This window comes from Spirosoma profusum, assembly GCF_014699005.1.
Lineage (GTDB): Bacteria > Bacteroidota > Bacteroidia > Cytophagales > Spirosomataceae > Spirosoma > Spirosoma profusum.
Window position 1 is genome coordinate 1 of record NZ_JACWZY010000067.1, and the last position, 23193, is coordinate 23193.

Consider the following 23193-nt stretch of genomic DNA (forward strand, 5'->3'; position numbering starts at 1 on the left):
CCTCATTCACGACGCAGTAATCGGTCTGTTCATCAATCAAATTTTCTTTGCCGATAAACGCAATTAAGCCACTACCAGAAAAACGGTTAATTCATCATTATCTCGCTCAAGTTCTTCAGTAAGTTTTTCAATTCGTTGTTTGAAGTTGGACAATTTTTTGTTTTGCTCTAGCGCCCAAATGGATTTGCCTTTAAAGCATTGGTTCGTTTGATCCCATTGCGATTTTCTGCATTCAATATGCGTAGATCCTAATTCCTCACGGTCTGCATTATACGTTATACGCATTTGAATGAATCCCTCTGGATCATCCTGGATTTTACTTTTTGGGTTTATTTTTGAAGTTGTTGGTAATGACTTACGAAACCAGAAAAGAACGCACATTCTGTTAATATGGTACATGGTAAACAGGTTGTGCGCCCCTCTACCAAATGAGTATATAAAAGTTGCCAAACGCGATTAAAACCGGATTACTGACGCTATGAAAAGCGGATCAATGTAACCGTATAAGTGAGGTCATATATTCAAGTAATGTAACCGTAAAAGCAAAAAGAACTGGTAAGGCGACTATGTAACCTTGAGGATTTACGTAACCGGGGCCGTTACCGGAGAGAATCCGCTTTGATTTGCAGGAGGAGCGGGGAGAATGCGTATAAATGAAAAGAGCCACACTTTTCAAGGTGCGGCTCGGTCATAATCAAAGAGCTAAAGTTTGCTTTCGCAGAGAGAGAGGGATTCGAACCCCCGGACCTGTTACAGTCTTCGGTTTTCAAGACCGACGCAATCGACCACTCTGCCATCTCTCTTTCTGAGTGCAAATATACACGCCTTTTCAGATTTGTCAACTCGCAACGGGACAGTTTCGGGCAAAAAAGCTAATTTTGGGTCCATGTTTAAAGAGCGAAAGAGCGCGGGCCGCGTTCGGCAAAGAGTGAAAGTGCGGAAACCAGCCGCCTTTTCAGCCGCTCTTTCGCTCACTCGCTCTTTCGCCATTTATGGATACCCTCGAATCGCTCCCAACAGTTGAAACCGCCCGCAAACTGGGCCTGCTTCCCGAAGAATTTGAACAGATTAACCAGATACTGGGTCGTCAGCCGAATTTTACCGAATTGAGTATCTTCTCGGTGATGTGGTCGGAACACTGTTCGTATAAAAACTCTATCGTCTGGCTTAAAACGCTGCCCCGCGATTCGGAACGGATGCTGGCGAAAGCCGGGGAAGAAAACGCGGGCCTTGTCGATATCGGGGATGGTCTGGCCTGTTCGTTTAAAATTGAGTCGCACAACCACCCGTCGGCGCTGGAGCCGTATCAGGGCGCGGCTACGGGCGTGGGTGGCATTAACCGCGATATTTTCACGATGGGTGCTCGTCCCATTGCGCAACTGAATTCGCTACGTTTCGGCGATTTAAGTCTGGCGAAAACTAAACGGCTGCTACGTGGCGTCGTGAAAGGTATTGGCGATTACGGCAATGCGTTCGGTATTCCGACCGTCGGCGGAGAGATATATTTCGATGAGTGTTACAATACCAATCCGCTTGTCAACGCGTTTTCGGCAGGTATTGTCGAGGTGGGCAACGTAGCAAAAGCCACCAGCTACGGCGTTGGTAATCCGGTATTTATTGTCGGCTCGGCGACGGGCAAGGACGGTATTCACGGTGCTACGTTCGCGTCGGAAGATATTTCGGCGGCCTCTACGGATAAGCTTCCAGCTGTGCAGGTAGGTGATCCGTTTATGGAAAAACTCCTGCTCGAAGCCACCCTCGAAATCATTGCTACGGGCCACGTAATCGGGATTCAGGATATGGGTGCTGCCGGAATCATCTGCTCTACGTCGGAGATGAGTGCCAAAGGCGAACACGGCATGATTATCGACCTCGACAAAGTACCGACTCGACAGGCTAACATGGCTCCGTTCGAGATTCTCCTGTCGGAATCGCAGGAGCGGATGCTGGTGGTGATCGAAAAAGGAAAAGAGGATGTTATTCAGTCTATTTTCGATAAATGGGATTTGAACTGCGCCCAAATCGGGGAAGTAACCGACACGCAACGGCTCCATTTCTATCGCCACGGCGAACTCGTGGCCGACGTACCGGCCTATGACCTCGTGCTGGGTGGGGGCGCTCCGCAGTACCACCGTGAGTATAAAGAACCTGCTTACATTCAGGAATACGCTAAATTCGACGCAGACGACGTAGACGATATCGAGCTTGAGGACGTAGCGAAAATCGCCGAACACCTGCTTTCGCACCCCAACATCTGCTCGCGGAAGTGGGTGTATGAACAATACGATTCGATGGTGGGAACGGCTAACCGCAGTACCAACGCGCCATCCGATGCGGCTGTGGTTCGCGTGAAAGGGCCCGGTTTGCCTGCTACCGACAAATCCATTGTTATTACGGTCGATTGCAACAGCCGTTACGTTAACGCAAACCCGCGTCAGGGCGCAATGATCGCCGTGGCTGAAGCCTGCCGCAACATCGTTTGCACGGGTGGCGAACCGCTGGCGGTGACCAACAACCTCAATTTCGGAAATCCTTACGTACCAGAAGTCTACTGGCATTTTGTGGAAGCTGTGCAAGGCATGGGTGAAGCCTGTCGCCGGTTCAGTACGCCAGTGACGGGCGGAAACGTGAGTTTCTACAACCAAAGTTCCGACCACGGCCCTGTGTTCCCGACGCCAACTATCGGTATGTTAGGATTGATGGAAAACCCCGATCACCGCATGACGCTCGACTTCAAGAAGGAAGGTGATCTGATTTACCTCGTTGGCCCATCAACCAATGACATTGCTTCGTCGGAATACCTGTATTCGTATCTGGGTATCAAGGCATCGCCCGCGCCGACGTTTGATTTTGAGACGGAATGGCGGGTACAGGAAAGCATCAAAACCATGATACGTCACGGCTGGCTGCAATCGGCGCACGACGTATCGGATGGGGGCCTGTTTGTTACGTTGGCCGAGTCGGCGATGGCAGGTAATAAAGGCTTTACGATTAATGTCGATACGCGGCACCGGACGGATTCGTATTTATTCGGCGAAAGCCAGAGCCGGGTTGTGATTTCGATTTCGCCCGAGCAACTACAACACGTAGAGGGTTACCTGAATGATAGTATTTTGCCATTCCGTTTCCTGGGCAACGTAACAGCAGAAGGACTACGTATTGAGGATACGTTGGTGATGACCTGCGAAGCAGCTAAGTCACTTTATGACAACGCGCTGGGGAATATTATGAAGTAGTCGGCAGGACGTAGTGAAATAGTCTATGTTGAACCTGTTTTAATTTTTGAAAAAGGCTTTAAATAAGAGTATTTGTCAGAATGACAAAAAAGCGCTCAAATAAAAGTTTAATCGACTTCATTCTTTTCGCCATGATTGCACAACCAGTTCGTAAGCAGAAAATGACGGTGGAAGAATACCTCGCTTTTGAAGGAAAAAGTGAGGTACGTCATGAATTCTATAATGGCGAAGTGTATGCTATGGCGGGTACAACCATTACCCATAATTTGCTAGTTGACAATGTAAAAGAAATTATTAAACATCAACTTAGACCGCGCGGCTGTCAGGTATTTTCTGAGAATATTAAAGTCGAAGTATTCAGAGATACCTATTTGCCTTATCCTGATATTATTGCGACTTGGAATCCTTTTGATCTTCGAGGTGATAATAACATTGTTCGTCAGCCTCGACTTATAATTGAAGTATTGTCGAAGTCAACAGAAAATCACGATCGGAGTTTTAAATGGCAACGGTACCGCAAAATGCCGTCGCTCTGGTATTATATGTTAGTAGACCAGTATTCTATGACCGTTGAACTGTTTAGCCGGATTGAAGAAACGGCTGAATGGATTAATTCCATGTATGAATCCTCTGAAGACGTAAGACGTAGTGGTTTTGCTAAGACTGAACGTAGAATTATCGGTCGGTGCGATTTACAACGGCATCGAGTTAATACCTGAAAGCGACGAAATAATTATTGATGAATCGGCTGAACAATAGATTCGTAACGTAGTACAAATGTCTCAAGACTTAGCTTCTCTTACCCGCGAAATTTGCCAGATTGCCAACGATGCCGGAGCGTTTCTGCTTCAGGAACGTAGTCAGTTTAAACGTGACGCCATCGAGTACAAAGGCCTGAATAATCTGGTTTCCTACGTCGATAAAGAAACCGAAAAACAACTGGTCGAGCGGCTGCATAAGTTGCTTCCCGAAGCCGGATTTATTACCGAAGAAGGAACGACTGGTCAGGACGCCGATCAGAGCGCCCTGAACTGGATTATCGATCCTCTCGACGGAACCGCCAATTTTATTCATGGACTACCGGTTTTTTCAGTCAGCATTGGGTTGGCCCAGGGAAAGAAACCCATTGCTGGCGTTGTGTACGATCCAAGCCGCGATGAGTGCTTTTCGGCATGGGATGGGGGAGGAGCGTACTGCAACGGCGAAAAAATTTCGGCATCGCCTGCCAAAACATTGGGCGAAAGCCTGATTGCAACGGGCTTCCCGTATTACCGTTTCGATCAGATGCAGACGTACCTGCACATTCTGGAATCGCTGATGCAAAAAACACACGGCCTGCGCCGTATGGGTTCGGCAGCTATCGATTTGTCGTACGTTGCCTGCGGACGATTCGAAGCGTTTTACGAATACAATCTCAATTCCTGGGACATGGCTGCGGGCGTATTGCTCGTACGCGAAGCGGGCGGCATCGTCACTGATTTCGATGGGGGCGATGAGTTTTTGTTCCGGGGTGACGTAGTGGCAGGTTGTGGTATTCATCCTGAACTAATTCAGGCTATTAAAGAATACTGGCCGTAATTATCTAAACCTTGTTGATGTGAATTCGTCAATTCACATCAACCGGACTAGCTGGATTTCGGAAATCGGTTGGTTTCAATGGACTAACGTAGCGCGATATTTGATTAAACATACCATCGAAATCTGCGTTCGGACAAATTAGCGAATCTAAATAAGTATGCATGACCTTGAGACACTACGTTATCCCATCGGCGATTTTGTGAACGGGAAAACCTATTCAGCCGAAGATTCCCAACAGCATATTGCCGCTCTGGATGAATTTCCTGTCAAATTAACTGAACTGGTTGGCAAGTGGGGTGATGACCGGATCGATACGCCTTATCGACCCGGTGGCTGGACTATTCGGCAACTGGTACATCACGTAGCAGACAGTCATTTGAATGCCTACGTTCGGACGAAGCTGACCCTCACGGAAGATAATCCGACCATAAAGCCGTACGAAGAAGGCGAATGGGCAAAACTGCCAGATAGTCAGCTTGATATTGCTCCATCACTGGTCATTTTGCGCAACCTGCATCATCGCTGGGTAACGATATTTCAATCCTTAACCGATGCCGACCTCGCCCGAACGTACTACCACCCTGGTAGTCAGCGCTCATTTGAACTACGCGAAGCACTCGCCATGTATGCCTGGCACGGCGAACACCACTATCAACACGCCTATCGGCTCGCACAACGGAACGGATGGGCGTGAAAAAATGTATGAAGTATGATGTAGGATGTATTTTCTAAGTCAATCATACATCATACATACCTATGCAGGAAGTCATTATAATTCTGGTTTTTGCGGTTGCGCTGACGTATCTGGGTTACCGGTTTTATCGTAACTTTTCGAAGAAACAGGCGGGCTGCGGCAAGGGCTGCGGTTGCACTGCCGACACTAAAATGACCCGAGTGAACTGACCAAAAAAATACTCATAGAGGCCGAAACCTAACATTTTTAGATGCCGATGGTTTTGTTGTAGCAATGAATGCTCAACGAATCATCGGTTTTTTTATACTACTGGCCTTTGTGGTGGGGGGCAATAGTTGTAAACGTGTAAAACCGGCAGCTCCAGTTGCCGAAGCATTTGAACCTCCAGTTACGAATCCCGTGTCGTATATGGCTGGGAATCTTACGTTTAATATTCGTGATTTAGAAAAGAAAATCAATGCAGGACTACCCACTACACTGGTTACAGAAGAAACCTTTGAAGGAAAGAAAGGAGAAGCCTGGCGGCTTCGAGTAGAACGTACTGGCCCCATTAAAATTCGGTACGCCAATCGGCGGGTGTATATGTCGGCTCCTTTGCAGGTCTGGTACAGCAATCCAATTGGCCTTCGTAAAAGCGAAAAGCGAAAAAGTCGACCACTTTGTGCACTGGCAGTAAATTTAGCGAGCCCCATCGGTGTAGCGGGCAATTGGCGGTTAAAAACCCAGTCCAAATTCGAAGAATACCAGTGGATTGAGAAACCAACCGTTCGCCTGCTAGGTATAAAAGTAAGTGTACAGAATATCGCTGAAAAAATTCTGGATAAGCGCAAGGCAGATATCGAGAGTGCCATCGATAAAGCCGTTTACCGAGGGCTAAGGCTCGATAAAGAAGTCGGTAAAATATGGCGTGATATGCAGAAACCACTACGTATCGCCAAAGTGCCCGACAATATCTGGTTGTTACCCAAGCCGTTCAGTATTGCCGCTGCTCCGGTTCGGGGCGACGCACATCGTATTTCAGTGCCGATTCAGATTGCGTTTCGGGTCGATACGCGCATTGGTCCTAAGCCCAAAGTTGATACTCTGGAACGATTGCCTCGGCTGCTTCATCGAAATGCACTTCCAAAATCAGCCCGGCTGGAAGTGCTCGCCTTTATTCCCTACACTGATGTGAACAAGGTGCTGGCCAGAACGCTGGAGACAGAGAAATTAAATCTGATGGGGGGAAATCTGAAAATAAAGAACGCCCAAGTCTATGGAAGTGGGCGGATGTTGATCCTGAAAACAGATGTTGGGGGAGCTGTAAACGGTACGCTTTATTTTCACGGAACACCTACCTATGATACGTTGACTAATACGTTAGGAATCAAAAACGTTGATTTCGACGTAGAAACCAAAGAACGTTTATTTGCCACCGCCGACTGGCTGCTGCACGATAACCTTCGTGATACGATTCAGGCAGCCATGGTGGTCCCACTTCGACAGCAGATCACGAGCATCCCCGATAAAATAGAAACGGCTTTTTCAAAGGCGAAAGCGGGTAAAAAGACAGCCCTCGATATTGATACGTTCCGACTGGTACCCCAACGTATTGTGGTACGTCCCGACGGGGTTCAACTGCTGATTAAAGTCCGTTCCAAAATAGCCGTGAAGGTGAAGAGGCTGTAAAGTAGTGATGAACAATGAGTGATAAGTGATGAGTTTGCTGACGCTAGTTTTTACTACGTGTGTCAGCAAACTCATCACTTATCACTCTTTAGTTGGTTTCCAGCGCCATAAATATCGGCAGGCGGTGGTACGATACGGTCGCCAGTTATCGGCAATCTGATGCAGTACTTTGTACAGAGCTTTTCCGCTAAGTTCAGCCGTTTGATCGCCGTACGCCCGCATCGCCCGTTGACGAATTACCAGATCGTCAATTGGGAACACATCCTGTCGATTAAGGACGAACATTAGCAACATTTCCACGGTCCAGCGGCCAACTCCCTTGATCGGAATCAGATACTGCACAATTTCCTCGTCGGTCATTACGTCCAGATGGGCACGGTCGATGGGATTCGTCAACGAAAATTCGGCTACACTTTGTAAATACTTGATTTTCTGAAATGACAGACCAGCGCTACGTAGCTCATCGGTAGTTTTCAGAAGTAACGCTTCAGCATGGGGATAGCCATCTGGAAAGAGCGCCCGAAACCGAGCAAAAATGGCATCAGCCGCCTTCACCGAAATCTGTTGTGACACAATGCTCTCTAATAAGGCCAGATAAACATCGTCTGCGTAATCATTGAAAATTTTGGGCGCTTCCGTTTCCGCAATGATACGTGCCATAACGGGGTCCTGAGCGAGATGGGAAAGGATTTCAGTTTCGGTTAGGGGAGTCATAGGTAAGTAAGTATGATGTATGAAGTAGGATGTATCAACACTCACCGCATATATCCTTCCTCATACATCATACATTTTTTTACACTTCTCCGTTTCATGCGGCTAAACTTCCAATTGAGGCATGTCTTCTGTCAGTTGAATCAATACCCGTTCGGGCCAGCGGAAAGAGGGTGATAAGTTTGCATCGGCTTTCATGAATATGCGATGGCCAGATAACCGAATCTTTCTCTTTTTTCTAAACAACACAACTAATGACACGAGTAACTACTTTCTGCTTAGCCAACGCACTGTTGGTAATTGCCTGCTCCACTACGTCGGTATTGGCGCAAACAACAACTCGTCGGGCCACACCCGCCAAACAAACAACGCGGACCAGCCCAACCCGGCCGACAACGTATAAACCAGTACGTCCGGCTCAAACCACTCCGGCCCAACCGGCTGCTACATCGCAGGCGAAACCCGTTCAGGAACAACCCGCACCTGCTCAGCCGGCCGTAAGTCAAAGCCGAAATGAGCCAGCCGCTACGTCGACGCAACAATCAACCAGCCGTTATCAATCGTCGGGGCAACGCACGCGTAACGTATCGCACCGGGGAATGCGGGCAAGCTACCTGAATCTGGGTATCGGACTGGCTACGTATTATGGCGGTGGTGTGCCCGTGGGCGTATCGTATGAAGTAGGTCTGAAAAGTAATCCTAATTTTTCGGTAGGAGGATCGGTTGATTATTTCCGGTATAGCTATGGCTATTATTCCAGCGCCTACAATTTCGTCTACTTTGGTGCCAGAGGATCGTACCACCTGGGTGAGGCTTTCAATACGCAAAGCAAGAGCTTCGATCCATACATTGGTGCTACGTTAGGTTTCCGCTACGCCGGTTACAGCGACTCATATGGATACGATTATTACGGTAGCGGTTATAACAGTGGCGTATTTGTTGGCATACATTTGGGAGCCCGCTTCCTGTTCAGCGAGAAAGTCGGCGCGTTTACCGAAGTAGGTTACGGCGTTTCAGCTCTTAAATTGGGTTTGACTGCAAAATTTTAATGAACGATCACGAACACTAAACTGCTAAACAACAAAGAACATGAAATCTACAAGACTCATCCGCTCCGTTCTTCGCACTGAACGGGCTCAGTTGCTGGGAATGGGAACGGTAACAACTCGCCCTGCACGACGTACCGCGACTTTCGCCATCGGACGATAAATCAGCATTGACAATCGCTACTACTTTTCTGAAGAGGCCCGGCCAATGCCGGGCTTTTTCTGTATTCCTGGATGAGAAACGTATATTTTAAATAACTTGCCGCTACGTATCACTTATTCATGACTACATTTTCTTCACAGACGGTTCTCATCACTGGAGCCGGACAAGGTATCGGTTTCGCGATTGCCCGGTCGCTCGTTCAGCAGGGAGCCAACGTAATACTCAATGATTTTGACGAAAGTCTGGCTCAAAAAGCGGCCGAAACAATACATCAGGAAATCACGATGGCTGGAGCCGGTCGTTGTGAGGCCTATCCAGGCGATGCTTCCGACGTAGCGTTTATCGAGACGATGGTCGACTATGCGGTGAGTCGGTTTGGAATGGTTGATATTGCCATAGCTAATGCAGGTATTACCATATTCGGCGATATTTTTACCACAACCCCTGAGGCTTTTCAGAAAATAGTTGACCTGAATTTACGGGGGAGTTTTTTCCTGGCTCAGGTAGCGGCAAAGCAGATGCGCAGCCAAGGAACGGGGGGGAGTGTGCTGTTCATGTCGTCGGTAGTTGGGCACGTAGCACACCCCGGATTGCCAGTGTATAGCATGACCAAAGCAGGGTTGGAAATGCTGGCAAAACAGCTTGTTATTGATTTTTCGCCCCTCGGCATCACGGTTAACGCCATCGCCCCCGGTGCTACGTTGACCGAACGAACACTGGACGATCCAACCTACATTCCCATCTGGTCGCGAATTACACCGATGGGCCGTCCAGCAACTGTCGATGACATTACAAATGCTGCCTTATTCCTCGTAGCCCCCGCTTCCCGACACATAACCGGCCAAAGCCTCGTAGTCGACGGTGGCTGGACGAGTGTGGGCGTGCCGCCTGTATAAAGAGCGAAAGAGCGAATACCAGCCGACAGTTCGCTCTTGCACTCATTCACTCTTTCGCTCTTTACTTTCGGCCCAGCGTGATCAGCACTACGCCGACAAGGGAGACAATGGCACCGATGAAGGATTGTTCGGAGAAGATTTCACCGGCAAACAACGTGCCCAGCAACATAGCCACTACGGGATTCACGAATGCATACGTAGCAAGCAATTGTGGGGGCGCATTTCGGGCCAGCCACGAATACGACGAAAAACCAATGATGCTGCCAAAAATCACTAGGTAAATCATGGAGCCAATGGCTTTACCCGGCGCATCCAGAATGCTCCAGAGCGTAACGGGCTCCAATACCAGACTGACTAGTAACGAAGCGAAACCACCCACCAGCATCTGAATACCACTGGATATTGTAGCTGAGGGTAAATTAAGCCGGGGCGTCATCAACGTACCGATGGCCCAGGCGAAGTTCCCGACGGCAATCAGACCAGTGCCAATCAATTTCGCATCAACGCCACCAGTACCTTGTAGTTTATCGGGCTTTACGAGCAGAAAAATCCCAATCAGGCCAACTGCTAACCCAGCCAGAGCCAGATTGCTAGGACGTTTTTTGCCGAACGAAACCCAATTAAGTGTCAGTAGGTAAACGGGCAATAAGCCACCTAGTAAAGCGGCCATTCCACTGGGAACATATTGAATGCCAATGGCAAGACATCCATTTGAAATCGTTAGCAGTACAATACCAAGTGTACCCGCCGAGCGCCACTCTTGCCAGGTTGGCCGGGCAGTACCGGTTAGGCGAGCATAACCGTAGAGCAAACCTCCCGCGATCAGATACCGAACCGCAACCATATACAAAGGAGGCATCCGTTCGGTCATGAAATGGATGAAGAGGTAGGTTGAACCCCACAGAATATAGACCGAAATTAAATTTGCCCAAAGGTTGAGTCGATTGGGCGCAGGAGCGAGGGGAGAACTAACGGCTTGCATACAACTTATTGACTTCTGCTGTTGCTAACACGAAAGTATTGGATTTTTCTCCGATAATCGCTTGTAATTTTATTATTTCTCAGATTGATTATGAAAATTCTAAGCAAAATTTTATTTGGTCGAAATGTCTGAACCGGGATTTAGCAGATTGATGGATTTACAGGATTTTGTTTTCGCTTCATCGAAGCGCTTTATCAAGAAACAAAATCCTGTAAATCCATCAATCTGCTAAATCCCGGTTCAGAACTAATACGTTACCTGCGTATTATTGGCTTCGAGTTGTTTAATCTGGGGAGCGTAGATGCTATTCATCGCTTCGCGACCGAAAAGCGGATTACTGCCCATGTATACCTTTTTCAAGCCCTTTATCGATAAAAGTACAGTTGGGAATTCCTGCACATTGTTGTTGTTTAGAGATAGCTCTTCCAGCGACGGTAGTGAAGCCAATACGTTCGGTACAACCGTGTACCAGTTATAACCAAGGTCGAGGATACGCAGATAGCGAAGACGCTGAAAATCAGTGGGGAGTTGACTCAGTCGATTGTGGTGGACGTATAGCACCTGTAATCGACGTAGCTTGGTTAACGACGCAGGTAACTCCTTCAACTCATTATGGGCAACGGCTAACTGTTCCAGTCTTTTCATTCGTCCAAGCTGACGAGGAAGCACAGTCAGTTTATTGTAGTATAAATCGAGAACCTTTACGTGTTTCAGCCGTCGAACCGTGCGGGGAAGAGTTGTTAAGCCAGCATTATAAAGATTCAGGTCGGTTAATCGACGCATCCGACGTAGTGATCGGATATCAAGTTCTTTCAATTTGTTATTTCCCAGCCACAAACTTTCGAGCCGACGATTTTGCCGAACAGCTACTGGGATTTTCGTCAACTTATTTCCCTGTAGATTAAGTGATTGCAAATGTTTGTTTCGCGTAATAAATACGCTATCGTCAGGAATACTGTTGTAAAGCAAGCTCAATCGCCTAAGCGTTGGAATGTCAGCGGTGAGTCGGGCAGGAAGTTCGTGGAGGGCATTTTTCGATAAGTCCAGTTCTTCCAGGTTGGGAAAACGGTAAACGACTTCTGGTACGTTCGTCAAATCCAGTTGATTAAATGCCAGCATCTTAACGGTATCGGGGCGGGTTGTTTTCTCGGCTGCTTCGAGCGTATTGATGACCCCTGGGGCTCGCCGAACGGTACGTTTCTGTGGTACGCTCCCTATACTGGTCATGCTATTCCAGCGGAAACCGCTTGTCGTTTTGAATGGAAATGGGTTTTGAACGTACCATTCAGCAACTACCCCTACTAATTGGGCTTCCTGCTGCTCAGTTAATTCTTTTCCGGAGAACTGGCAGAAGACCAGTTCGAACGTACCGTCGGGGCGAACAAATTCCTGGGTTTGTAACAATAAGCCCGGAAATGGTAAGCGTTTTTTGTTACGTTCGATGAAAGAGTAAAACCGTTGATTTCTGGCAGTAAGTGTATCAAGAAATTGCCTCCCTCGTGTGGCAAAAACGCTCTGTTGACCAGCTACTCTGGCCAATGCGGGTGAATATTTTTTCGTTAATTCAGCCAATGATACGTTTAAACGGGTTGTATCACGTACTAGAAAAACGCGCTCCTGAGCGAGTGATGACAGCGAAAACAGGGCCAGAAGTACCCACAAGAAAAACTTTGCCATAACAAACGTATTTTTTAGGTGAATAACGATATTTATAGTTGAATGGTATAATAAAGAACCGGGATTTAACGGATTTTAGGATTAAACAGACCTTGTGATGACTATTAATAGTCTAGATGCACAAAATCCTGAAAATCCATAAATCAGTGTAATCCCGGTTCAGATTTTTTAATTCTTACCGCCACTCACCGACGAAGCAGGCTTATTATCAGCTGCTTTCTTCGCTGCTTTCGCGAAATCACCAGCTTTAATAATCGAGATTTTCGATGGATCGATGTGTTTTTTCATGGCCGCATTCACCTGTTCAGGTGTCAGCGATTCCAGCTTCTTCTCAAAATCAGCATCCCAGTTCAGCGTCCGGTTTAGATACAGATAGTTATTGAGCGTATTGGCCAGAGAAGGGTCCTGCGCCCGCGTTACCACCCGCGACTGCAATAAACCCGAACGAGCTGCTTTGATTTCGTCGGCGGTGAAACCTTCTTTAACGGCTTTGTCCATTTCTTCCCGGAACGCTTTTTCGAGCCGTTCCGCATTTTCCGGATTGTAAATGGCATAGGTCATAAACGTACCGGTTTTATCGAAGGGATTGGCTTGTAATTGCGAACCAACGCCGTAGCTGATCCCTTCTTTCTGCCGAATACGTACGGCTAAGCGCGAGTTCAGGAATCCACCACCCAGCATATAGTTGCCTAAAACGAGTGCTGGATAATCGGGGTCGTCATCGCGTAAAGGCAGGTTAACACCGGCCACCATAAATGCGTTGGCCTTATCAGGCGCTTCGAGGCTCTGCGGAGTGGGCTTGATGTCGTTAAAGGGCGTTACCAGACGGCTGAACGGCTTTTTCGCTTTCCAGGTACCCAGTTCGTCGGTAATCACCTTCCGAACCGCTGGCTCGTCGAAGTCACCTACAATAGACATGGTAGCGTTTTGTGCGCCGTAGAAATCCTTGTGAAACTGCTTCAGGTCATCGAGTTTCATCGCATTCACATCGGCTACGTCCTCATCAGGTGTCGATGTGTAACGGACATCATCTTTCGGATACGGAGTCATTTGCCGTTGGAAAGCCGTAAACGCAATGGCTTGTGGCTCAGAACGCTGGGCTTCAATCTGCGCCAGTTGCTCCTGTTTCAGTTTTTCGAACTCATTCGCGTCGAAAGCTGGATGTTTCAGTACGTCGCCAACCACACGTAGTACGGCAGGCAGGTTTTCCTTCGTAGTTTTAATGGTTACGTTCACCTGGTTACCTCCACCGAAGACACCAACCTGGGCTTTCAGTTTGTCGAACTCGTCTTTAATCTGCTGACGGCTTTTGGTCGTAGTACCTTTGTCCAGCATCTGCGCCGTAAAGACTGAAATTGCACTCTTGTTTTTCAGGCTGTTTACATCGCCATAACGTAGCGTCAACCGAGCGTTTACTTCGTTACCACGCGTTGTTTTGGGAAGCATCGCCAGTTCAATGGTATTGGGCTGCTCCGAACGACGGGTGCGTCCATCGATATTAGCTGGTGAAGGATCAAATGCTTCACCCTGTGCCTCAACCGCGCGACCTTTATAATCTTTCACCATAGCCGCAATGTCAGGTGCATTTGGTACCTCGACGCGGTCGGGAGCTGGTTCGGGGACAAACATCCCAACAGTACGGTTCGACGGCTTGAAATAATACTTCGCAACCCGTTGTACGTCAGCTGGAGTTACTTTTTCCAGCGCATCACGGTACAGATAACCCAACCGCCAGTCGCCGGTAGCGATGTATTCGCTCATGGCCAGCCCAACCCGTTCGGCACTTTTGAAGCTTAGTTCTACGTCCTTCAGCAATTTAGCCTTGGCACGTTCCACTTCTTCTTTGGTAGGTATCTTGATGGCAACCGAATCCAACGTAGCGAGCAACGTATTACGGGCCTCATCAAGGGATTTCTCTTTCAGCATTTCGGCCGCAAAATAAACGTAGCCGGGATCTTTGGTTGTGAACGAATAACCGTACTGTTGAGAAGCTTTCTTGCTCTCTACCAGGGCTTTGTACAAACGGCCTGATGGTTCGCTGGTCAGCAGTTCAGTCACTACGTCCATTGCAGGGTAATCGGGGTGCGAACCGGGCATGATATGATACAGTGCCGATACCACCTTCGTATCGCCTACTCGACGTAGTGTTACCAGTTTTTCGCCATCCTGCGTTGGTTCGATGCTATAGGTTGGCTGCAAAACACGCGTTGGACGCGGAATGGGAGCAAAATATTGATTGACCAGGGCCAGCGTCTTACTTTCGTCGATTTTACCAGCTACAACCAGCACTGCATTGTCGGGCTGATAGAATTTTTTATAGAAGGCCTGAAGGTTTTCGATGGGTACTTTTTCGATATCGGAGCGGTTCCCGATGGTCGATTTTCCGTAGTTATGCCACAGATAAGATGCCGAAACAACGCGCTCGTTCAAGACGTTCTGGGGAGAGTTTTCGCCCATTTCGAATTCGTTACGTACCACCGAAAACTCCGTAGAAAGGTCTTCTTTCTTGATGAACGAATTGATCATCCGGTCGCTTTCCAGATCGAGCGCCCATTTCAGATTTTCGTCGGTAGCGGCAAACGTCTCAAAATAATTCGTGCGGTCGAGCCACGTAGTACCGTTGGGCCGTGCGCCGTGGCTGGTCAGTTCCTGCGGAATGTTGGTGTGCTTGGTAGAGCCTTTAAACACCATGTGTTCGAGCAGGTGAGCCATCCCCGTTTCGCCAAGTCCCTCGTGCCGGGAACCCACTAAGTAGGTGATATTGACCGTAATAGTAGGCTTAGAAGGATCTGGGAAGAGCAGAATTTTAAGGCCGTTTTTCAAATTATATTCGGTAATGCCTTCTACAGATGCGCCTTTGGTGACGCCTTCCGGCAACGTAACGGCAGCGGCTTTATCCTGAGCTGGAGCAAGAGATAGATTGCCCACGAGCAACGTAGCAGCTATCAAACCCATTCGTCTCCACCGGGGGCGGTTCGACGCAGGCTGATTGAGAAATGCTTGCATAAAAATTCAGTTAGATGTAAGTACGGTAAACTAATCGTATAGTTACGAATAAAATAATAAATCCCGCCTTTGTCAACAGGATTTATACTTATTTAACGAAAAAGCGGATGAACGGTAGTGCTACGTAGTTACTCGCCATTTTAAAGAGTGAATGAGCGAAAGATGGGGGCGGTAGATGCTACGTAGCTACTCGCCAAGCCAGTGCCGAAAAGAAGTTGCTTTCTCCTTGCTAATCACTACGTCCAATCCTTCGTTTGGGCTCTTCAGATAAACCTGGAGCTTTCCGCCTTCGGTATGTCGGTATCCAGCCACGGCATCGAGTTGAATGAGACTCTGGCGATTTGCCCGAAAAAAACAGACTGGATCGGTCAGTTCCTCCAGCTCATCGAGCGTTTTGTAATCGGTGATTAGTTTTTTCCCTTCAACTGTGTATAGATAAATGAGTTCATTGCGCAGAAAATAAGCCACCTGTTCCTGAGGGATGGATAGTATTTGCCGCAGATGATGTCCCGAAAATCGACGCTTGTATTGCTGAGTGGGTGCGTGTTCAGATAATTGAGTTAGAAATTGCCGGAAATGCACTTCAAAGCCCCCTGAGCCGTGCAATGCCCAGCGATGGTATTTTGCCAGAGCCGCTTTCAATTCATCCGGATCGATGGGTTTAAGCAGATAGTCCAGACTATTCAGCTTGAATGCCCGAATGGCGTACTCATCGTAAGCTGTCGTGAAAATGACGGGTGTGCTTAAATTGACCTGCCGAAAAGCCTCAAAACTGATACCGTCAGAAAGCTGTATGTCTGAAATAATCAGGTCGGGATTCGGCAATCCTGTTTCCCGTCGTTGTCTGAAGTAATCACAAATGGCCTGTACGCTGGCTAACGGTCCTTCGATGGCTGCCGTTGGCTCCAATAGTTGCACCAGTTTCTGAAGCTGTCGGGCAATGAGCGGTTCGTCTTCTATCAGCAGAATAGTCATTGGTAGAAATGGTATACTATTTTAGCCACAGAGTTACACAGTGTGTAAAAGAATCAGTTTGTCACTAAAGGCACTCGTACCTGAAATACAGCGTCTTTCTCATCATACTCTACTGCCTGCGGACTCAGATAACTATACAGTTGTTTCAGGTTTTCAAGCCCTTGCTTATTCGACGTTTCAACCTGTCGTTTACGATGAACAGGATTCGATACGTTCAGAAATCCGTCGCTGGTGCTGATAGTAACAATCAGGGGATAGGCTTCGCTGACGACGTTGTGTTTGATGGCGTTTTCAATCAGAATCTGCAACGTAACAGGCACAATCTGCTGCCCTAATGCGTCATCGTCAACGTAGCATTTTACGATAAATTGACCATCGAAGCGCGTTTTCAGTAATGATACGTAGTTTTTGATAAACGCCAACTCTGTTTCAACAGGTACCAGCGCCTTATTTTTGTGCTGTAGTACGTAGCGAAATACCTTCGACAATTGCTGCAGAAATTGCCGGGCCAGTGCCGGATTGTCATCAATCAGACTATCGAGCGAGGAGAGGCTATTGAACAGAAAGTGTGGACTGATCTGATTTTTCAGACTGTCGAGCTGTACCTGTACTTTTTCTTTTTCGAGTTGGGACGCCCGCACGGCATTTTTTCGCCATTGCATCAATAAGTGGCTGGCGATGAATCCCAAACCTGTTACGGTATTCACCATGAAAATCAGCAGGGAAATGATTATGATGGTGAAGCGGTTGAATTGTGTTAATATTTCCGGTACTACGTACGTAACAACAATATAACCAACCACGAACAGGATAGTCTTGGCAATGGTCCATCCCCCAAAAAGCTGAATCAAAACCCGCCATTGCACATTTTTTTCAAACGGAAGGATTCGATTCAGCCATTCGTTAAATCGGTAATGAAAAACCCAGAGAACGTTAAAAACGAAGAAGGATGAAAAAAATAATAGAACCTGTAGCTCCCATGATATATTCGGAATAAGCCATTGACGAGCTACAATACCCGCCAGAGCCATCCATAAGAACAGGACTTCGACGTATTTATTGAACTTTATTTTCATGACTGGCTATAATCATACCGTCCGACATTTCAATCACTCGGTCGGTACCATCGGCGAAATCAGGGTCGTGCGTAACGGCGATAATGGTTTGCCCTTTCTGGGCCAGATCGCGAAAAATGGAGAACACGTTTTCCGTATTGGCTTTGTCCAGGTTACCTGTCGGTTCATCGCCCATAATGATGGTTGGGTCGTTGATGAGGGCACGGGCAATGGCAACCCGCTGCTGCTGACCACCCGACAACTTACTGGCCGATTTCCGGGCGAAATCGGCCATACCAATCAGCCGGAGTTTTTCCATGGCACGTTCTTCGACATCCTTTTCGGAATATTTCCCAAGTTTCAAGCCCGGTAACATTACGTTTTGCAGCGCTGAAAATTCGGGTAACAGGAAGTGAAACTGGAAAACAAACCCCAGGTGCTCGTTGCGGAACTGTGCCAGGAAATCCTGATTTCGCCCTTTCAACGGCGTACCAGCCATCTCAATCTGCCCCTCATAATCCGTGTCCATCGTTGATAGCAAATACAATAAGGTCGATTTGCCGCAACCCGATTTACCGACAATCGACAGAAATTCACCTTTTTGCACATCGAACGTAACATCTTTCAGGACCTGAAATTTCTCTGGATCGTAAAAGTATTTGTTGACGTGGCTGGCGGAAAGAACAGTACTCATGTATGATATATGATGTAGGTTGTATGATATATGTGCTGGCTGTTTTAATGCATTCTACATCATATATCATACTTTAAAACTTATCCTCGTAAAATTGAAACCGGGTCCACCTGCGCGGCTTTGCGGGAGGGAAAGAAACCGGCCAGCACGGTAGTGATGACACCAAACAGGATACCCATAACGTAGTATTTACCGTCGAAAATAACGGGGAATGTTTTAATACTTAGAAAATCACCCGCGTCGAATGGCGTGATAGAGAGCATATAACTCAGACCAAACCCGATAAAGAGACCTAACAAACCACCCGTTAGGCCGATGAAAACCGCTTGCAACAGAAAAATGGCGACGATATCTTTTCCATCAAAACCGGTGGCTTTCAGAATGGCAATGTCTTTGATTTTGTTAATAACTGTCATATTCATAATGTTATAGATGCCAAAACCCGCCACGACCAGCAGCGTCATCGATACCACAAACGTCATGACATTACGTATCTTTTCGCCCGCCAGAATGGCCGTGTTAGCGGTTGCCCAATCTTCGGTGTAATAACCATACATAGCCCGAAGCCGCTTTCCAAAGGGGAGGGCTTGCAGCGGGTCATTCATTTTTACGTGAATGTCGGTGATGTAGCTGGGGTCTTTCTGTAGCATTTCCTGCACTGTCGACAGGTTGGCGTAGCTTTTGGTATTGTCAACTGTTCCGACGCCAAAACCGAACGTACCGACGACCCGCAGAATTCGTGTACCACCAACGGGAGTAGTTACACTCACTTTATCGCCAAGCTGTACGTTGAGTTTACGAGCTAATACCACGCCCATAATCAATCCGTCGGGGTTGGTTTTTAAGTTGTTGATTGTGCCAGATTTCAGGCGCGTCGTTAATTTATAGAGTCGGTTTTCTCGCTCAATATCTACGCCCGAAATTGTTCCTGACAACTGAATCGGACCATTGTTGTAGAACGCCTGCGTAGCAACTTGTGGGGATACACCAAGCACGCCCGCTTCTTTCTCAACCCGCTCGGCGATGGTAATTCCGTTTTTGATACGTGCCTGTTCGTCTTTCGGTTTCTGGTGATACACTACGTTAAACTGACCGGGTTTCAACTGTTGAATCAGGCTCGGGCGTTGCGTATTCACTTCATTGTACATCCGAATGTGCGGACTGGCATCCAGCGCCGAATCTTCCAGGAACTGATTCACGCCCTGCATAAACGAAATCATTGTGATGAACATGGCAATCCCGAACGTAACGCCGAGCATGGCAACGAGCGTCTGCCGCTTTTTCGCCAGCAAATGGGTCCGGGCAATCTGTGATGCGATACGTATGTCCATGGTAAAAGAATGAAAGAGTGAAAGAGCGAAAGAGTGAATGGGCGATGGGCTGCCGAAGGTATTCGCTCTTTCGCTCTTTCACTCATTCGCAATTATTTTAGTCTTCTCTGTCAATCCGCCTTTCACTTCCACGAAATCGAAATTTTCGGCGCCTTTCTGGAATTTAACTTTTTGCTTTTTACCATCCTGATCAACCATGACGCTGTCGGTGCCGATAACGTATGATTTTGGGATGGTCAGTACGTGGTTGTTGTGGCTGATAATAATGTTCGCTTCAACCGTCAGGCCGTAATAGGAATCGGGTTTTTCACCGATAAACTCCGCATCGACCCGGAACGACTGATCCGTGCGATTGAGCTTAGGATAAACCTTACTGACGCGGGCTTTAAATGCCTTATCGCCGTATACATCGGCTTTCAGCATGACGTCCTGCCCAATCCGAAGCCTCCCGAAATCACTTTCATCGACCGATAATTGCGCATAAAGTTTGTTTCCGCTGCCCACCAGAGCTAACTGATCGCCGACACGTACCACCTCGCCAGGGTCTTTATAAATCTCGTATACTTTCCCGTTGACGAAGCTGCGAATGCGTGTGTTACGTCCTGCTACTTCTGAACTCACCAGTTGGCTCCGGTTATTTGCTACGTCGAGTTGGATTTGGTCGCGGCTACGTGCCAGCGTATTTTGTTGGGCACGAAGGTTGTTGCGTGACAGCGTAAAATTGAGTTCGGCCCGTTCGAGTTCGGCTTTGGACGTAGCGTTCTGGGCGTATAATTCGCGAAACCGATTATAGTTAATCGAGTCGTTGGCGAGCCGGGTGCGGGCGTTACGTACCTGCGCTTCCAGTTCGGCCAACACGGGCGAATTAGCACTCAGGTTGGCACGGGCCTGTCGGTACGCGTTGGCAGCCGCCTGTTGCCGGGCATCCTCCGACGCGCTTTCCAGCACAAATAATAACTGATTCTGGCGAATGGAATCGCCCTCGTTTATCAGGCGTTTTTCGAGTACACCGGCAGCGTCGGCTGTTACGGTGTATTCGTTACGTGGGTACACATTTCCCGACGCATAAACAGCCTCTGTCAACTCGCGGTACGTGGGTGATGTACCTTCTTCATCCCGTTTACAACCTGCGCTGACTAGTATGACCAATGTGAATATATAAAATGCAGTTTTCATCAATTGGTGATGTTTCGTGATGATGAGTTTACTGTTTACGGTTGTCGATTTTACAATAACTGTTACGTAATAATGGTGCGTAAATCCCGGTAAAAAATTTGTGACCGAAGACTGACAACTGTGAACTGTTGACTCCTTTATTGCCCATTTCGGATTTGTAAAATCGTTTGATTGATAAATACGTTCGACAGGTTATTCAGGTAGCGATTTTGGGCCGTCAGCGCTTCATTAAATACGTTGAGGTACTGATCATAAGCGAACAAACCTGACCGATATTTAATAAGTGCAATCTGTACGTTCTCGCTGCTGAGTTCGTAATTCTGACGATTTAAATCCAGTGAACGAACGGCCTGATTATACGTGTTACGTATGTCTTCATTGTCGGTTTGCTGCTTGTTACGTTCGTAAGCAAGGGCAATTTCAGCGGCTTTAATCTGTAATTTAGCGCGAGTTAAATTGCTGTTACGTAGCCCACCAGTATACAGATACCAATTGAACTGTAAACCGGCTACACCGATCTGATACCAAGGCTGAGCGGTATTCAGGAAGTTAATCTGATTCCGCTGGGCCTGTTCCGTATACCGCCCGTAGGCCGACAAAGTGGGCCATCGCTGTAATCGCTCCCGATTCAATTGGAGTTGTGCGAGGTCAATCCGGGCTTGCTGAAGCGTAATCTGGGGGCGTTCTGCGGTCAGTAAATCGGTTGCCGGAACAGGTGAACCTACTCGCCGGGTTGCAAGATTTTCCGATAACACCAGACTATCGGTAGGAGGCAGCCCCAGTATGAGTTTCAACTGGTTCAAGTTTCGGATGTAGGCCAGTTCATTCTGATACAGCACGTCGGCGGTGGTCAGTTGAACCGAACGTATCCGGTTGTATTCCAGCGGTTCGATAAGTCCTTTGTTCAGCCTTTCTCGGGCAATCTGCGTGAGCGTATCAGCCGCCGACAGGTTTCGTTTGGTCAACGTAATGGCCGAGCCGGTAAGTAACGTAGCATGGTAAACTCGTGCGGTTTGTGTCGAAATTTCATCCTGTAACACCAGATTCTGGCTATCCGTAATTTTTAGATTCTGATCCGTAATGCCGAGATCGGCGCGGGCAGGGCGGTTCACAATTGGCACAGTGACTTCAGCGCCAGCCGCCAGAACGTAGGGAAGCCCAAATTGCAGCGTTCGAAATTCCCCCGGTTTACCCCCTGGCAGGAACTCGGCCGGCACCAACTGCACTGGCAGCGCGTAGTTGTAATCGAAGTTGGTAAAGAAACGGGCCTGCGGTAACAGATTGGCGCGAGTGGCACTCACCTGCTGGATTTGCACCTGACGATTCTGCCGGGCGTTTACTATCTCCGGGTTGTTACGTCGGGCCAGGGCAAGCGCTTCCTGAACCGTGGCGACAACCGTTTGTGCATCGGCAGTAATTGAGCAGAAAATTAAGAGTATAATGAGAAACCTATTCATAATCAGCGCGAATGGTGCTTCAAAGGAAATAGGTTTTTATGAATCAGGCGGACGTGATTTCGACGAAGCTGAGAAAAATTGGTGTAAAGCTGGCGTTTTTGAGCATGAAAAAGCGCAGGGTTTGGCTCCGACTTCCCAATTTTCGACAAGAGAACCGTTTCTGAATATATAAGTAGGCTATCCTGAAAGCGGCTTTTGTTAATAAACGAATTTGCTATTTAATAGGCAGCAGATTATACAGCTTAAAACCATTTAAAGACAATTTTAAAAATTACACATTCTTATTAAAACGATTATGCTATTTATACCCCTGCTATTTTGTTTTTTTTCAATTTCTTATGCTCAAACACCTGTAATGAACAAGCAGGTTGTCAAAAGATATATAGAAGAAGTAGTCAACAATCAGAGGATAAATAAAATGGCAGAAGTTTTTGCTACAGACTATATCTGACATCAGATGGATGGGAAAGACACCCATAGTAGTCAAGACAGTTCCCATGTGGCTTCCTTAAAATACATTCTTAAAGCAATCCCCGATATCCATTATACAATTGATAAAATGGTAAGTGAAGAGGATATAGTTGCTGTAAATTCAATTGCTACTGGAATAATAAAAGATGGATTCATGGGTATTCCAGCTTCTCAGAAGAAAGTCCGTTTTAAGCAAATGTTCTTCTTTCGCTTAGCCAATAATAAAATAATTGAAGAATGGGAGGTTGTTGATGTAGCGGGTATAAAAGATCAACTATCAAAATAGAAGCAAAGTAGTTTTATTGATGTGTGATTAGGTTTGTAAAGATTGACACTTTGCTAATCATGACAACTTACAAACCATCTGACTACGAGCT

At 47.4% G+C, this 23193-nt stretch carries 21 protein-coding genes and 1 tRNA gene; 9 read left to right on the top strand and 13 right to left on the bottom strand.

What is annotated here, in order from left to right:
- Positions 1-63 precede the first annotated feature (63 nt).
- A complete protein-coding gene (locus IC229_RS34175) occupies positions 64-399 on the bottom strand; it encodes a hypothetical protein (protein WP_190893394.1) in 336 nt (111 codons plus the stop codon).
- A 319-nt stretch (positions 400-718) separates the two neighbouring features.
- Positions 719-803, bottom strand: a tRNA-Ser gene (locus tag IC229_RS34180).
- A 189-nt stretch (positions 804-992) separates the two neighbouring features.
- Between IC229_RS34180 and purL the strand changes: the two genes are divergently transcribed.
- The 3 genes from purL (at position 993) to IC229_RS34195 (ending at position 4814) form a co-directional block, all read left to right on the top strand.
- On the top strand, positions 993-3236 hold the full coding sequence (purL, locus tag IC229_RS34185) for a phosphoribosylformylglycinamidine synthase subunit PurL (RefSeq protein ID WP_190893396.1): 2244 nt from the start codon (positions 993-995) through the stop codon (positions 3234-3236).
- A gap of 131 nt (positions 3237-3367) precedes the next feature.
- Positions 3368-3955, top strand: coding sequence for a Uma2 family endonuclease (locus IC229_RS34190; protein ID WP_190893398.1), 588 nt, complete (start codon positions 3368-3370; stop codon positions 3953-3955).
- A gap of 58 nt (positions 3956-4013) precedes the next feature.
- The gene (locus IC229_RS34195) at positions 4014-4814 is read left to right on the top strand and encodes an inositol monophosphatase family protein (protein WP_190893400.1); all 801 of its coding nucleotides are present in this window, start codon (positions 4014-4016) and stop codon (positions 4812-4814) included.
- 28 nt (positions 4815-4842) lie between these two features.
- On the opposite strand, the gene IC229_RS35875 is transcribed toward IC229_RS34195, so the two are convergent.
- Positions 4843-4977, bottom strand: a complete 135-nt coding sequence (locus IC229_RS35875) for a hypothetical protein (protein ID WP_262893430.1) — start codon at positions 4975-4977, stop codon at positions 4843-4845.
- Between IC229_RS35875 and IC229_RS34200 the strand changes: the two genes are divergently transcribed.
- From IC229_RS34200 to IC229_RS34210, 3 genes are all read left to right on the top strand, one after another.
- Entirely contained in the window at positions 4972-5508 is a 537-nt protein-coding gene (locus IC229_RS34200; RefSeq protein ID WP_190893402.1) for a YfiT family bacillithiol transferase, read from the top strand. The two genes, IC229_RS35875 and IC229_RS34200, sit on opposite strands and share 6 nt — an antisense overlap.
- A gap of 62 nt (positions 5509-5570) precedes the next feature.
- Entirely contained in the window at positions 5571-5717 is a 147-nt protein-coding gene (locus IC229_RS34205; RefSeq protein WP_190893404.1) for a FeoB-associated Cys-rich membrane protein, read from the top strand.
- A 64-nt stretch (positions 5718-5781) separates the two neighbouring features.
- Entirely contained in the window at positions 5782-7176 is a 1395-nt protein-coding gene (locus IC229_RS34210; protein ID WP_190893406.1) for a DUF4403 family protein, read from the top strand.
- An 81-nt stretch (positions 7177-7257) separates the two neighbouring features.
- Here the strand turns inward: IC229_RS34210 and IC229_RS34215 are convergent, their stop codons facing one another.
- Positions 7258-7890: a DNA-3-methyladenine glycosylase family protein gene (locus IC229_RS34215; RefSeq protein ID WP_190893408.1), complete on the bottom strand. Its 633-nt coding sequence runs from the start codon at positions 7888-7890 to the stop codon at positions 7258-7260.
- Positions 7891-8141: 251 nt separating this feature from the next.
- Here IC229_RS34215 and IC229_RS34220 point away from each other — a divergent pair, with 251 nt between their 5' ends.
- Together IC229_RS34220 and IC229_RS34225 are read left to right on the top strand one after the other, a co-directional pair.
- Entirely contained in the window at positions 8142-8936 is a 795-nt protein-coding gene (locus IC229_RS34220; RefSeq protein WP_190893410.1) for an SPOR domain-containing protein, read from the top strand.
- 279 nt (positions 8937-9215) lie between these two features.
- Complete coding sequence (locus IC229_RS34225) at positions 9216-9992, top strand: SDR family NAD(P)-dependent oxidoreductase (RefSeq protein ID WP_190893412.1); 777 nt, start codon at positions 9216-9218, stop codon at positions 9990-9992.
- Positions 9993-10053: 61 nt separating this feature from the next.
- On the opposite strand, the gene IC229_RS34230 is transcribed toward IC229_RS34225, so the two are convergent.
- The 9 genes from IC229_RS34230 to IC229_RS34270 form a co-directional block, all read right to left on the bottom strand.
- The gene (locus IC229_RS34230) at positions 10054-10974 is read right to left on the bottom strand and encodes an EamA family transporter (RefSeq protein WP_190893414.1); all 921 of its coding nucleotides are present in this window, start codon (positions 10972-10974) and stop codon (positions 10054-10056) included.
- A gap of 246 nt (positions 10975-11220) precedes the next feature.
- Entirely contained in the window at positions 11221-12651 is a 1431-nt protein-coding gene (locus IC229_RS34235; RefSeq protein ID WP_190893416.1) for a leucine-rich repeat domain-containing protein, read from the bottom strand.
- Positions 12652-12819: 168 nt separating this feature from the next.
- Complete coding sequence (locus IC229_RS34240) at positions 12820-15657, bottom strand: M16 family metallopeptidase (protein ID WP_190893418.1); 2838 nt, start codon at positions 15655-15657, stop codon at positions 12820-12822.
- A gap of 186 nt (positions 15658-15843) precedes the next feature.
- On the bottom strand, positions 15844-16632 hold the full coding sequence (locus tag IC229_RS34245; RefSeq protein WP_190893420.1) for a LytR/AlgR family response regulator transcription factor: 789 nt from the start codon (positions 16630-16632) through the stop codon (positions 15844-15846).
- 53 nt (positions 16633-16685) lie between these two features.
- A complete protein-coding gene (locus IC229_RS34250) occupies positions 16686-17708 on the bottom strand; it encodes a sensor histidine kinase (RefSeq protein WP_190893422.1) in 1023 nt (340 codons plus the stop codon).
- Positions 17689-18381 (bottom strand): ABC transporter ATP-binding protein, encoded by a 693-nt coding sequence (locus tag IC229_RS34255; protein ID WP_190893424.1) that lies wholly within the window; start codon positions 18379-18381, stop codon positions 17689-17691. Before IC229_RS34255 ends, IC229_RS34250 begins: the two co-directional genes overlap by 20 nt.
- Positions 18382-18461: 80 nt before the next feature.
- Complete coding sequence (locus IC229_RS34260) at positions 18462-19712, bottom strand: ABC transporter permease (RefSeq protein ID WP_190893426.1); 1251 nt, start codon at positions 19710-19712, stop codon at positions 18462-18464.
- Positions 19713-19790: 78 nt separating this feature from the next.
- A complete protein-coding gene (locus tag IC229_RS34265; protein ID WP_190893428.1) occupies positions 19791-20888 on the bottom strand; it encodes an efflux RND transporter periplasmic adaptor subunit in 1098 nt (365 codons plus the stop codon).
- Between the two features lie 137 nt (positions 20889-21025).
- A complete protein-coding gene (locus IC229_RS34270; protein WP_190893430.1) occupies positions 21026-22345 on the bottom strand; it encodes a TolC family protein in 1320 nt (439 codons plus the stop codon).
- A gap of 457 nt (positions 22346-22802) precedes the next feature.
- On the opposite strand from IC229_RS34270, the gene IC229_RS34275 reads away from it, so the two are divergent.
- Positions 22803-23102 carry an ester cyclase gene (locus IC229_RS34275; protein WP_190893432.1) on the top strand — a complete coding sequence of 100 codons (300 nt, stop codon included), beginning with the start codon at positions 22803-22805 and terminating at the stop codon, positions 23100-23102.
- Positions 23103-23193 lie beyond the last annotated feature (91 nt).